Consider the following 12,900-nt stretch of genomic DNA (forward strand, 5'->3'; position numbering starts at 1 on the left):
CAATTCGGGCGGAGAAGGCAGCCTGAAACGGCATTGCGTTTTTGCTTCGCGTAAGCGCGTAACCGTGTTTTCAGCCTGCCTATTCACTCGCAAACTGCGCCGCTGGGGCAGCCTGAAAATCGGCAATCAAGCGCAGCAATTCGGCGCGGCTGGTGGGATAAAGCCGCGTTTCGTTTTCCACAAAGCCGAATGTTTCGTTCACATCCAGCAGGGTTAAAACGAAGCATTGGGCGTTGTGGTCGTACACGGCATCAAAAAGATAGCGGGCATCGGGCGATGCGCCTGCGATAAGCTGCGGCTGGCTGTATGCGGCGAAATTGGCGGCGTTGGGTTCTTCATCGGGCAGGCGGGAAGTGATGCGCCAAGTGTTCATGCGCGCTCCAAGATGTAGAGCGTGGTGATTTCGCGCTGGCGGGCAAAAGCGAGCGGGTCGCTGCGATCGCTGGCTTTGCGATGCTGCGGCGTGGTTTTCAGGCTGCCGACCACGCGCCAGCCGTATTGCGCGAACCAGTTTGCCAAATCGTGTGCGCCGCGCAAGCCAAGCAATTCGGCAAGGTTGGACATCACCAGCCATACTTGCCCGCCCTGCGCCAAATGTGCCGCCGCGCCGCGCAAAAAGGCGTGCAGCATGGCGTGTTTGGGGTCATATAGCGCGGTTTCTACGGCAGAGGTGGGCTTGGCGGGCAGCCACGGCGGGTTGCAGACGATTAAATCGGCGGTGTGCCCGCCAAACAAATCTTGTTGCAACACGTTGATTTGTGGCGCAAACCCCAGCCGCGCGATATTGGCTTGGGCGCAGGAAATAGCACGGGGGTTGGTGTCGGTGGCGATGATGCGGGGCACGCCGCGCTGGGCGAGCAAGGCGGCAATCACGCCGCTGCCCGTGCCCACATCCAGCGCGGTGCGGGCGTTTGCGGGCAGCTTGGCTTGGGCAATCAGCGATAAATATTCGCCGCGAATGGGCGAAAACACGCCAAACGGCACATGAATTGCGCCGCCCAATTCGGGAATGGTTACGCCTTTTTGATGCCACTCGTGTGCGCCGATAAAGCCGAGCAGTTGCGCCAGCGGCAAAACAAAAGGCTCTGTGTTTTCAACGCCATACACATCGCGCAAGGCAGCCTGAACATCGGGTGCACGCGGCAAATCCAGCGCGAAGCCCGCGCCTATTTCCACGCACAAAGCGTTCGCCAAACGGCTGGCTTGCGATTGGGCAAGGCGGTATTGGTGAAACGCGGAGGCGGGGTCGGCGTGCGCAGGGGCTTCGGCTTGGGGCCTGGGTTTCACGCGCTTTTTGATTGCCACCAGCACTTGCTTGGCGTTGTGATAATCGCCCTGCCACACGGTGGCGATGCTTTGCCGGGCAGCCTGAATGATGCGGCTGGCGGAGGCTTCGGCGACGAAGACAAAATCGCGCGGCGGGGATTGGGTGGATTCGTTGCGGTAGTTCATGGGAAATATCGTTGATAAGAAAGAGAAACAGGCAGCCTGAAAACCGGTTTAACCGAAGTGAAAACGGGAGTGCGTTTTGCGCGGGGCAGAATCGGTTTTCAGGCTGCCCTATCGTTGTGTTCGGCAATGCGGCCGGCTTAACGTTGCGCCATGAGCAAAAGCAAAATCGCCAAACGGTTTTCAGGCTGCCTCAACACATGGTGGCAGCCTGAAAATGTACGTCTGTCATACTATCGCGCCAACCGTTTTTCCAATGCCTCGGCGCGCGCGGTAATCATATCCAGCGCCAAGCCCGAACCGTTGAGCAAATCCATGGTGCCGCCTGTTCTGGTGTATTCCTTGCGGGTGGCGCGTTTCATTTTGTGCAGCCAGTCGGCTTGCTCTTTTTTGAGGCGGGCGGCTTTTTTGGGGTGCTTGGCGACAAGTTTGGCTAGGACGTTGTTCATGCGCGTTTCTTGGCGGTCGATTTCAGCGTTGGTGCAATTTAGCATGGCGGCGGTAACACCGTTTTGGGCTTCGGGTTGCTCAAAGCATTGGTCCATTTCGGGGTAGCTGTATTCCTTGGCAAACGCGGGCGCGGCAAATGCGCCGACAAGCAAGAATGCGGTAAACAATGTGCTGATGCGTTTCATCTGACGAGTTCCATAATTGAAAGAGGATTTGGTTGCGCCGCACATCGTTTGAGGCTGCCTGAAACTACTGGCAACTGCCCTGCCCTTGCCTTTGCGCGGCTTAATAAATAGCGCCCACAGCACGGTTTGAGGTTTTCAGGCTGCCTCACACAAACAGTTTAATCAACACGGTAAACACCAGCAGGGCAACCAGGGCGATGCCCGTGTAGAGCGCGAGTTTGCGCCATTGTTCGGCGAAAATGCCGTCGTCCTCTGCTTGCGGCAAAAACGGCACGTTCTCGGGCATGATGAGGATGTCGTCTTCCACGGTTTCAGTGTTGCCGCCGCGCAGCAGTTGCACGTCCAGCCAGTGCTTGATTTGGCGGTATTGCGGGGCGGGGTCGGTGTGGGGCAGCGCGCCCAGCGTGGTCAAGCCTTTGATGCGCTGTTCGGCGATGGGGCTGCCTTGTTCTTGCGCGGCGATGAGCTTGGCTTTGGCGGCGTATTTCATGGCGGCGGGGGTGTCGTAGAAACGGCGCAGGGCTTGTTCAATGCGTTTGGGGTCGGTTTTGGGCATTTCGGCGTGCCATTTTTCGGCATCGGCTTGGATTTCGTTGCCGATTAAATCGCGGGCGGCAAGCGGCGCGGCAACGAGCAGTTCCGCCCATAAATGGTTGGCGCGCCAGTCTTTTTTGCCGGCGGCAAAGCGCAAATAATGCGCGGTTTTTTGCAGCGAGGATTCGGTGTGGATGCCTTGGCTATATAGATAGGCGAGATACAGCGCGGCGGTGGTGTTGCCCTGCTCGGTGAATTGCTGCAACACGGTAAACATTTTTTCGCATTGCGCGGGGCTGAGTTTGAGCTGGATGGCGGCGGCGATTTTGGGCAGGGTGGGCTGGTTGAGCGCGGCGGCGTAGGCTTCGTTTTGCCAGTCGGCAAGCAGCGGGGCTAAATCGGCAAGGCGCAGCTGCGCGTATTTTTGCACGCTTTCGCCGTAGTTGCTTTTGCCTTTGCTGCGCAGTTGCTCAGCGCAATCGCGGATTTGCGCTTCGGTGGGGCGTTTTTCTATTTGGGGCGGATTGAATGGCATATTGAATATAAAAGCATTTTTAAAGGTGTTATTCTAACGTAAAACATTTGCGGCGTTCTGAAAACATTTGCGGCAGCCTGAAAACATCAACGGCAGCCTGAAAAACTATTTTCAGGCTGCCTCTGTCGTATGCGCCAAATTATTCCACCGTTACCGATTTCGCCAGATTGCGCGGTTTGTCCACATCCGTGCCGCGTGCCAGCGCGGTGTAATACGCCAAAAGCTGCACGGGAACGGTGTGTACAATCGGCGACAACACGCCCACATGGCGCGGCGCACGAATAATGTGTACGTGCTCCGCAGGCTCAAAATCGCTGTCCAAATCGGTAAACACAAACAATTCGCCGCCGCGCGCGCGCACTTCCTGCATATTGGCTTTCACCTTGTCCAGCAAGCCATCTTTGGGCGCAACCACCACCACGGGCATATTTTCGTCCACCAACGCCAATGGTCCGTGTTTCAACTCGCCTGCGGGGTAGGCTTCGGCGTGGATGTAGGTGATTTCTTTCAGCTTCAACGCACCTTCTAGCGCGATGGGGTAATGAATGCCACGCCCCAAAAATAACGCGCTGGTTTTCTTGGCAAATTTTTCCGACCACGCGGTGATTTGTGGTTCAAGGTTCAGCGCGTGTTGCACGCTACCAGGTAAGGCGCGCAGTTCATCCAAATAATCTTGCGCCTGCCCTTGGCTTACCACGCCGCGCATTTTGCCCAGCGTAACCGCCAAGCCAAACAGCGCAACCAGTTGCGTGGTAAAGGCTTTGGTAGATGCCACGCCAATTTCTGCCCCCGCGCGGGTGTAAAACACCAATTCGCTGGCGCGAGGCAGTGCCGATTCCATCACATTGCAAATAGACAAGCTGTGTTGATGCCCCAGCGATTGCGCGTATTTCAACGCTTCCATCGTATCCAGCGTTTCGCCCGATTGCGAAATGGTGATGATAAGCTGCTTGGGGTGGGCAATCACATCGCGGTAGCGGTATTCGCTGGCGATTTCCACATCGGTGGGGATTTTGGCGATGCTTTCCAGCCAATATTTACTGGTGGACGCGGCATAAAACGATGTGCCGCAGGCGAGAATTTTGATGCTGTCAATGTCTTGAAAAACGTGTTCGGCGTTCGCGCCAAAATTGCTGGCGATAAAGCCGCTTTCTAGGAACACTTCTGCGGTGTCGGCAACGGCGCGGGGCTGCTCGTGGATTTCTTTTTGCATGAAGTGGCTATAAGGCCCCAGCTCCAACGATGCCAGCGACAGCTCGGACGTTTTCACCGCGCGTTGGGCGGCTTTGCCTGTTTTGTCCACCAGCTTTTCAATGCCGTTTTCGCTCAGCAGGGCAACGTCGCCGTCTTCCAAATAGCTGATTTTGCGCGTGAACGAAATCACGGCGGAAACATCGGAGGCGATAAAGGTTTCGCGCTCGCCCAAGGCAACCAGCAGCGGGCAGCCCATGCGCGCTACTACCATGTTTTGCGCGTTGTCTTGCGCGATGACGGCGATGGCATACGCGCCGTGGAAGTTTCGGCAGGCAGCCTGAACGGCGGCGAACAAATCGCGCCCGTTGCGTTGGTATTCGTGGTTGATGGCGTGGGCGATGACTTCGGTGTCGGTTTGCGATTCAAACGCATAGCCCAAGCCTTGCAGGCGGCTGCGCTCGGCTTCAAAGTTTTCAATGATGCCGTTGTGCACCACGGCGATTGTGCCGCCCGAAATATGGGGATGGGCGTTGGGTTCGGTTACGCCGCCGTGGGTTGCCCAGCGGGTGTGCCCGATGCCGATGTTGCCAAACAATGCTTTTTCTTTGGCGGCTTGTTCCATCAAGGCAACGCGCCCTACTCGGCGCACGCGTTTGATTTTGCCTTCGCTTAACACGGCGATGCCTGATGAATCATAGCCTCGATATTCCAGCCGCTTTAAGCCATCGGTTAAAAAATCCACTACATTATTTTGCGCGCGAATGGCGCCAACGATACCGCACATAGTTGTTCCTTAGTATCTTTTGAGCGTTGCCGCTCGGTTGCAAAAATTCAGGCTGCCCGACTTTCAGGCTGCCTGAAACCAATCAGCGGCGGATTATACGCATGATGGTTTATCCGCGCGATAAGGTTTTCAGGCTGCCTCAATGTAGTTCGCAGGCAGCCTGAAAACGAGTTAGCTGTTGCAGGTTTTACAAAAATTTCAGGCTGCCTTGATATGGTTTCCCAAGGCAGCCTGAAAACGGATTCACCGCATCACAACGCCAGCGCGGCAAAACAGTAAACGGTAATCCCCGCAATCAACACATAAGCCGCGGCATAAGGCATGGCGGAGCGCAAAAACGCGCCTTCTTGCCCTTGCTGCTCGCACGCCGCAGCAGCGATGGCAATGCTTTGCGGCGAAATGATTTTGCCGCCTGTTGCGCCAGCGGTGTTTGCCGCCGCCAGCCATGCTTTGTTTACGCCAATTTTGTCGGCAACCGCCGCTTGCAGCTTGCCAAACAAGATGTTAGACGAGGTGTCGCTGCCGGTGGCAAACGTGCCGATTGCCCCCACCAAAGGCGCAAACAGCGGATAAAAATTGCCCGTGGCGTTTACCAATCCATCCGCAATCACCACAATCATGCTGCTGTGGCTCATAATCGCGCTCATGGCAACCAAGCTGATGATGGTGATGCCCGATGCTTTCATTTTTTTCAGCGTTGCGCCCAAAATTTGGAACTGCTTGCCCGCCGACACGCCTTGCACCAAGCCGCCGATAAACGCGCCCAAAAACAGCATCAAGCCCGCGTTAGACAGCCAGCCGAAGTTAAACGTTTTGCCTTCGGCGTAAATCGGCAAATGAATTTTGCTTACCAGCGTGGTTTTCAAAAACGCGCTAATCGGGCCAGACAGCGGGCTTGCCAACAAAATAAACACCAAAATAAAACCATACACCGCCCATGCTTTGCCCATTTGCCCAAGGGTAAGCGGTTTGGCATCGGGGTCTTTTTTCTCGGTCATTTTGGCGTATAACACGATGAACACGATGCAGGAAATGCTCCCCAAAATGGCTGGCGTTTCCGCGCCGATAAAATACGCCGCACAAAATTGCACCGCCAGCGACAAGCCGCCCACCACCGCAGCCAGCATGATATTGGGCACGATGTATTTTTTAGACGTATCGGTGAGCAGCAAAATTACAAAAGGCACCAGAAACATCAAGGCAAACAGTTGGAAAATCACATTGCCCGCCAAGGCCTGCGTTTGCTGCGCGGTAACTTCCGAGCCAAACACCTCTTTTGCCAAGGTAATCACCGGCACGCCCACCGCGCCAAAGCCCGTTGCCACGCTGTTACCAATCAGCGAAACCAGCGCAGAAAAGCGCGGCGAAAAGCCCAAGCCGATTAAAATAGCCGCAGGAATCGCCACCGCCGTGCCAAAGCCCGCCATGCCTTCCAGCAAGCCGCCAAAGCCCCACACAATCAGCAAAACTTGAATACGCTTATCGCTGGAAATATTGGTAAATTGCTGTTTAATTACTTCAATTTGCTTGCTTTCCAGCAAAATATTGTAGCTAAACAATGCCATCAAAATAATGATTAAAATGGGGAACACGGCTTTTAAAATGCCTTCCACAAACGCCCAGCCCACATAGCTTGCGCCGTAGCCTTGCGGCGGGGTGAAGCCGCTCACGTTTGGCACGGCAAAAACCGCAATCAGCACGGCAGACAAAACCGCCAGCACCGCGCTTTTGTCGCCCGGCAGCTTCACGCCTATCATCAAAACAATCAGTAATAAAATGGGGAAAATGGAGAGAAAAATGCTCATGGTTGTGTTTTCCTGAACTTTTGTTATCGTTATCTGCCTTATTTGAGGCAGCCTGAAAATGATTAAGCCCACGTTTTGCAGCCACGCGGGCAAACTCCGCTGCGAAGTAGGCGCGTATTGTGTGTAATTACATGTAGTTTGTCAATTCATTTTGAAAAGTTTTGTTAAAATTGACTACCAAGCCAAAACTCAATTACAACACAACCATTCGCGCCACACAGCGCAGATTACCGCCTTATCCGCCCTATCGTTTCGCCCGCCCTATTCTGTTTACCCATTTCGTTTTAACAAAACATAACGAACGCAGTTTCATTAAATTACAACATTTCATTACAAAGGCAGCCTGAAAATGCCCACCGCCGATTTAAATGCCGATTTAGATTGCATCACCCGCCTGCTAGACCACCTTTGGCTGCAAGAGCGCCTATCGCAAAACACGCTTGATGCCTACCGCCGCGATTTGACCAAAATCGCCACGCGGCTGGCAAACGAACACAGCAGTCTGAAAACCACCGATGCCGTGCAACTGGCGGCCGCGATTTACGTTGCCCAAGAGCAGCCGCGCTCGCAAGCCCGCGCCCTATCCGCCTGCAAACGGCTCTACGCATGGCTGGAAGAAACCGGGCAGCGCAGCGACAACCCCTGCCGCGATTTGCGCACCGCCAAGCAAGCGCGCACCCTGCCGCCCATCATCACCGAGCAACACATCACCGACCTGCTCAACGCGCCCGACACCGAAACGCCGCACGGCCTGCGCGACAAAGCCCTGCTGGAACTCATCTACGCCACAGGTTTGCGCGTGAGCGAAGCGGTGGGGCTGCAATTAAACGAAATCAACCTGCAAAGCGGCATGGTGAACACCATCGGCAAGGGCGACAAACAGCGCATCGTGCCGATGGGCGAAGAAGCGGTTTACTGGCTGGAACACTATCTGCAACACGCCCGCCCCGCGTTGTTGAAAAACGCCCGCTGCGAAGCCGTATTCGTGTCACAAAAGAAAACGGGCATCAGCCGCCAACTGGCCTGGATGGCGGTTTCGCGCTACGCCGAGCAAGCAGGCATGCCGCATATTTCGCCGCACGATTTGCGCCACGCCTTTGCCACGCATTTGGTGAACCACGGCGCCGATTTGCGCGTGGTGCAAACACTGCTGGGGCACGCCGACATCGCCACCACGCAAATCTACACCCACGTTGCCAACGAACGCTTGAAGCAAGTGGTGGACAAATTTCATCCGCGCGCCAAAGGATAGGCAGCCTGAAAACGGGGTAGTGTGTTTTCAGGCTGCCTATTTACGTCTATGTTTTATAAGCGCGTTATACTTGACTAAATCACTCAGAAATAGCACAATCTCGCCCCACCAAGCCACAAGGAACACCCCATGAGATTAACCACCAAAGGACGTTTCGCCGTAACCGCCATGGTTGATTTGGCGATGAACGCGCAAAACAACGCCGTCAAACTCAACGCCATCAGCGAACGCCAAAAAATCTCACTTTCCTATTTGGAACAACTGTTCAGCAAGCTGCGGCGCGCAGGATTAGTGGAAAGCGTGCGCGGGCCGGGCGGCGGCTATGTGCTGGGCAAACCCGCCGGCCAAATCAACATCGCCCAAATCATCACCGCCGCCGAAGACCGGCTAGATGCCACCCAATGCAGCGGCAAAGCCGATTGCCACGGCGGCGCGCCCTGCATCACCCACAACCTATGGGAAAGCCTGAACCACACCATCCACAACCATTTAAGCAGCGTAACCCTTGCCCATCTCATCGCCCAAGACCAAACCCCGAAAGAACACGTTGTAACGCTTACCCATATCCACGTTTAAGGCAGCCTGAAAGCGAGTTTACGAGCTTCTGCGAAGCTAAAACCCATTTCGCCTGTTAAACCAATAAATCTCTTTCATAACACAACCACTGAGGAAACCAACCATGAGCAACCCAAACCGCCCCATCTACCTAGACTACGCCGCCACCACCCCGCTAGACCCGCGCGTGCTAGATAAAATGCTGCCCTATCTCACCGAAAAATTCGGTAACCCCGCATCCAGCAGCCACGCCTACGGCTGGGAAGCCGAAGAAGCCGTAGAAGAAGCCCGCGCCCACATCGCCGCGCTCATCAACGCCGACCCCAAAGAAATCATCTTCACCAGCGGCGCAACCGAATCCGACAACCTCGCCATCAAAGGCGCGGCCCAGTTCTACAAAACCAAAGGCAAGCACCTGATTACCGTTAAAACCGAACACAAAGCCGTGTTGGACACCATGCGCGAAATGGAACGCCAAGGCTTTGAAGTAACCTATCTGGGCGTAAAAGAAAACGGCCTGATTGATTTGGACGAACTCAAAGCCGCCATCCGCCCCGACACCATTCTGGTTTCCGTGATGTGGGTGAACAACGAAATCGGCGTGATTCAAGACATCCCCACCATCGGCAAAATCTGCCGTGAACACAAAATCGTGTTCCATGTGGATGCCGCCCAAGCCTGCGGCAAAACGCCTGTGGACGTGGAAGCAGGCAATATTGACCTGCTTTCCATGTCTGCCCACAAAATCTACGGTCCCAAAGGCATCGGCGCATTGTATGTGCGCCGCAAACCCCGCGTGCGCCTAGAAGCGCAAATGCACGGTGGCGGGCACGAGCGCGGCTTTCGCAGCGGCACCTTGCCCACCCACCAAATCGTTGGCATGGGCGAAGCCTTCCGCATCGCCAAACAAGATTTAGACCAAGACATCGCCCACGCGCTCAAACTGCGCCAAATTTTCTTGGACGGCATCGCGGGCATCGAAGAAGTGTATATCAACGGCGATTTGGAACACCGCGTCGCCACCAATTTGAACGTGAGCTTCAACTTTGTGGAAGGCGAAAGCCTGATTATGGCGGTGAAAGAAATCGCCGTATCCAGCGGCTCGGCTTGCACGTCCGCCAGCCTAGAACCCAGCTACGTTTTGCGCGCGTTGGGGCGCAACGACGAATTGGCGCACTCATCGCTGCGCATCACCTTCGGGCGTATGACCAGCGAAGAAGACATCAAGTTCGCCGCCGAGCTGATTAAATCCAAAATCGGCAAGCTGCGCGAATTGTCGCCGCTGTGGGAGATGTTTAAAGAAGGGGTGGATTTGAACACGGTGGAATGGGCGGCGCATTGATTTTGTAAGTTTCAGGCTGCCTGAAAACAAGCGAAGCGCGTTTGAACTCAACCAAAACCCAAAAACTTTATTCAACAACAAACCAAACAAGGAAACCAAAACCATGGCATACAGCAACAAAGTCATTGACCATTACGAAAACCCCCGCAACGTGGGCACATTCAACAAAGACGACAGCGATGTCGGCACCGGCATGGTGGGCGCGCCCGCCTGCGGCGACGTGATGCGCCTGCAAATCAAGGTAAACGATGCGGGCATCATTGAAGACGCTAAATTCAAAACCTACGGCTGCGGCTCGGCCATCGCCTCTTCCAGCCTGATTACCGAATGGGTGAAAGGCAAAAGTCTGGACGATGCGCTGGCGATTAAAAACAGCGAAATTGCCGAAGAATTGGAACTGCCGCCCGTGAAAATCCACTGCTCCATTTTGGCGGAAGACGCGGTGAAAGCGGCGGTGGCGGATTACCGCAAAAAGCAGGGTTCGTAATGTTTTAAGGCAGCCTGAAAATGCCTTCAATCCGTTTTCAGGCTGCCTTTTACCGTTCCATGAAAGGAAAAATCATGATTACCATCACCGAAAATGCGGCGGACCACATCCGCAAATTCTTAACCAAGCGCGGCAAAGGCGAGGGCATCCGCATCGGCGTGAAAACCAGCGGCTGCTCGGGCATGGCATACACGCTTGAATTTGTGGACGAAATCCAGCCAGAAGACCAAGTGTTTGAGCAAAACGGCGTGAAAGTGTTTATCGACCCCAAAAGCATGGTTTACTTGGACGGCACGCAAGTGGACTTTGCCAAAGAGGGCTTGCAAGAGGGGTTTAAGTTTGAAAACCCCAATGCCAAAGAAAGCTGCGGCTGCGGGGAAAGTTTCCACGTTTAAACGCAACGCGCTTCGAACGCAATAAAAGGCAGCCTGAAAACGCGCTTAACGTTTTCAGGCTGCCTTTGTCATGCTTGCCGATTATGCTTCTTTGCTCTCCGCCGCTTTCACGCGCAGGCGCAAGCTGAGTTCGCGCAGCTGTTTCTCGTCCACGCTGTTGGGCGCGTCCACCAGCAAGTCTTGCGCGCGTTGCGTTTTGGGGAAGGCAATCACATCGCGGATGGATTCTGCGCCTGCCATCAACGTAACCAAGCGATCCAAGCCAAACGCCAAGCCGCCGTGTGGGGGCGCGCCAAATTTCAGATTATCCAGCAGGAAGCCAAATTTGTTTTGCTGCTCTTCGGGGGTGATTTTCAGCGCGGCAAACACTTTTTCTTGCACTTCGGCGCGATGGATACGGATGGAGCCGCCACCAATTTCCCAGCCGTTCAACACCATATCGTAGGCGCGGGCTAGGCAGTTTTCAGGCTGCGTTTCCATCAGGTCTTCGTGGCCAGGTTTCGGGCTGGTAAACGGATGGTGCATAGCGGTGTAGCGGTTTTCCTCTTCGTCGTATTCGAACATGGGAAAATCGACTACCCACAGCGGTTTCCATTCATCGACAAAATAACCGTCGGCCGCGCCGTGTTCCAAGCCGACTTTGATGCGCAATGCACCGAGGGCTTCATTGACCACTTTGGCTTTGTCCGCGCCGAAGAAAATCAAATCGCCGTTTTGCGCGCCGGTGCGCTCGATAATGGTTTTCAGGCTGCCTTCGGACAGGAATTTTACAATCGGTGATTGCAAGCCGCTGTCTTCGCCATTGCTCAAATTGTTCACATCGTTCACTTTGATGTACGCCAAGCCTTTTGCGCCGTAAATGCCGACAAATTTGGTGTATTCGTCAATGTCTTTGCGGCTCAATTTCGCGCCATTGGGCACGCGCAAGGCAACCACGCGACCGTTGGGCATATCGGCAGCGGCGCGGAAGACTTTGAACTCTTCCGTTTTCATCACGTCTGTTAGCTCGGTAAATTTCAGGCTGATGCGCATATCGGGTTTGTCGGAGCCGTATTTAAACATGGCTTCGCTGTATGGCATACGCGGGAAGTCGCCCAAATCCACGCCCAGCGCGTCTTTGAACACTTTTTTCGCCATGCCTTCGGTGATGTCCATGATTTCGTTCTCGTTCAGGAACGAGGTTTCCAAGTCGATCTGGGTGAATTCGGGCTGGCGGTCGGCGCGCAGGTCTTCGTCGCGGAAGCATTTGGTGATTTGGTAGTAACGGTCAAAACCGGCCACCATCAACAGTTGTTTGAAGAGCTGCGGCGATTGCGGCAGGGCGAAAAATTCGCCGGGGTGTACGCGGCTGGGCACGAGGTAGTCGCGCGCGCCCTCGGGGGTGGAGCGGGTGAGCATCGGCGTTTCGATGTCGATAAAGCCCTGCTCGTCGAGATAGCGGCGCACGCCCATGGCGACTTGATAGCGCAGGCGCAGATTGCGTTGCATCACGGGGCGGCGCAGGTCAATCACGCGGTTTTGCAGGCGCACGGTTTCGCTGATGTTTTCGTCGTCAATCATAAACGGCGGCGTGGCAGCGGGGTTCAAAATTTCAATTTCTTTCGCCAAAATTTCAATTTTGCCCGACACCATTTTGTCGTTGGTGGTGCCCTCGGGGCGGTGGCGCACACGCCCTGTGATGCTTAATACGAATTCGTTGCGCGCGGAATCCGCCAGCGCAAAGGCTTCGGGCGTGTCGGGGTCAATCACCACTTGCACGATGCCTTCGCGGTCGCGCAGGTCAATAAAAATAACCCCACCGTGGTCGCGGCGGCGGTGCACCCAGCCTTTTACGGTTACGGTTTGGTCTAGATAGGCTTCGTTGATTAAGCCGCAGTAGTTGGTACGCATGGTTTTTTCTTTCTGGTTTGAATAAGTTGGGGGAAAAGGGGTT

At 54.8% G+C, this 12,900-nt stretch carries 13 protein-coding genes; 6 read left to right on the top strand and 7 right to left on the bottom strand.

The annotated features are described in order from the left end of the window. Positions 1 to 79 precede the first annotated feature (79 nt). The 6 genes from JDW22_RS09975 to JDW22_RS10000 all read right to left on the bottom strand — a co-directional run bounded on the left by JDW22_RS09975 (position 80) and on the right by JDW22_RS10000 (position 6,936). A complete protein-coding gene (locus JDW22_RS09975; RefSeq protein ID WP_200522933.1) occupies positions 80 to 373 on the bottom strand; it encodes a hypothetical protein in 294 nt (97 codons plus the stop codon). Continuing rightward, positions 370 to 1,452 carry a methyltransferase gene (locus tag JDW22_RS09980; RefSeq protein ID WP_200522934.1) on the bottom strand — a complete coding sequence of 361 codons (1,083 nt, stop codon included), beginning with the start codon at positions 1,450 to 1,452 and terminating at the stop codon, positions 370 to 372. Before JDW22_RS09980 ends, JDW22_RS09975 begins: the two co-directional genes overlap by 4 nt. 230 nt (positions 1,453 to 1,682) lie before the next feature. Beyond that, positions 1,683 to 2,084, bottom strand: coding sequence for a lysozyme inhibitor LprI family protein (locus JDW22_RS09985; RefSeq protein WP_200522935.1), 402 nt, complete (start codon positions 2,082 to 2,084; stop codon positions 1,683 to 1,685). Positions 2,085 to 2,229: 145 nt separating this feature from the next. After that, complete coding sequence (locus tag JDW22_RS09990; RefSeq protein ID WP_200522936.1) at positions 2,230 to 3,153, bottom strand: hypothetical protein; 924 nt, start codon at positions 3,151 to 3,153, stop codon at positions 2,230 to 2,232. Positions 3,154 to 3,292: 139 nt separating this feature from the next. Further along, the gene (gene glmS, locus JDW22_RS09995; protein WP_200522937.1) at positions 3,293 to 5,131 is read right to left on the bottom strand and encodes a glutamine--fructose-6-phosphate transaminase (isomerizing); all 1,839 of its coding nucleotides are present in this window, start codon (positions 5,129 to 5,131) and stop codon (positions 3,293 to 3,295) included. 251 nt (positions 5,132 to 5,382) lie between these two features. Beyond that, entirely contained in the window at positions 5,383 to 6,936 is a 1,554-nt protein-coding gene (locus JDW22_RS10000) for an L-lactate permease (protein WP_200522938.1), read from the bottom strand. Between the two features lie 151 nt (positions 6,937 to 7,087). Here JDW22_RS10000 and JDW22_RS10005 point away from each other — a divergent pair, with 151 nt between their 5' ends. The 6 genes from JDW22_RS10005 (at position 7,088) to iscA (ending at position 10,967) form a co-directional block, all read left to right on the top strand. Beyond that, positions 7,088 to 7,234, top strand: coding sequence for a hypothetical protein (locus JDW22_RS10005; protein ID WP_003797344.1), 147 nt, complete (start codon positions 7,088 to 7,090; stop codon positions 7,232 to 7,234). Positions 7,235 to 7,285: 51 nt separating this feature from the next. Continuing rightward, positions 7,286 to 8,188, top strand: a complete 903-nt coding sequence (xerD, locus tag JDW22_RS10010) for a site-specific tyrosine recombinase XerD (RefSeq protein ID WP_003797346.1) — start codon at positions 7,286 to 7,288, stop codon at positions 8,186 to 8,188. Between the two features lie 129 nt (positions 8,189 to 8,317). Continuing rightward, positions 8,318 to 8,764 (top strand): Fe-S cluster assembly transcription factor, encoded by a 447-nt coding sequence (locus JDW22_RS10015; RefSeq protein WP_003797347.1) that lies wholly within the window; start codon positions 8,318 to 8,320, stop codon positions 8,762 to 8,764. 103 nt (positions 8,765 to 8,867) lie between these two features. Next, the gene (locus tag JDW22_RS10020) at positions 8,868 to 10,085 is read left to right on the top strand and encodes an IscS subfamily cysteine desulfurase (protein WP_200522939.1); all 1,218 of its coding nucleotides are present in this window, start codon (positions 8,868 to 8,870) and stop codon (positions 10,083 to 10,085) included. A 103-nt stretch (positions 10,086 to 10,188) separates the two neighbouring features. After that, entirely contained in the window at positions 10,189 to 10,572 is a 384-nt protein-coding gene (iscU, locus tag JDW22_RS10025; protein ID WP_200522940.1) for a Fe-S cluster assembly scaffold IscU, read from the top strand. Positions 10,573 to 10,646: 74 nt separating this feature from the next. Next, positions 10,647 to 10,967, top strand: coding sequence for an iron-sulfur cluster assembly protein IscA (gene iscA, locus JDW22_RS10030; RefSeq protein ID WP_200522941.1), 321 nt, complete (start codon positions 10,647 to 10,649; stop codon positions 10,965 to 10,967). A gap of 81 nt (positions 10,968 to 11,048) precedes the next feature. On the opposite strand, the gene aspS is transcribed toward iscA, so the two are convergent. Continuing rightward, positions 11,049 to 12,857, bottom strand: a complete 1,809-nt coding sequence (aspS, locus tag JDW22_RS10035; protein ID WP_200522942.1) for an aspartate--tRNA ligase — start codon at positions 12,855 to 12,857, stop codon at positions 11,049 to 11,051. Positions 12,858 to 12,900 lie beyond the last annotated feature (43 nt).

The organism is Kingella bonacorsii, from assembly GCF_016623605.1.
Taxonomy (GTDB): Bacteria; Pseudomonadota; Gammaproteobacteria; order Burkholderiales; family Neisseriaceae; genus Kingella_B; species Kingella_B oralis.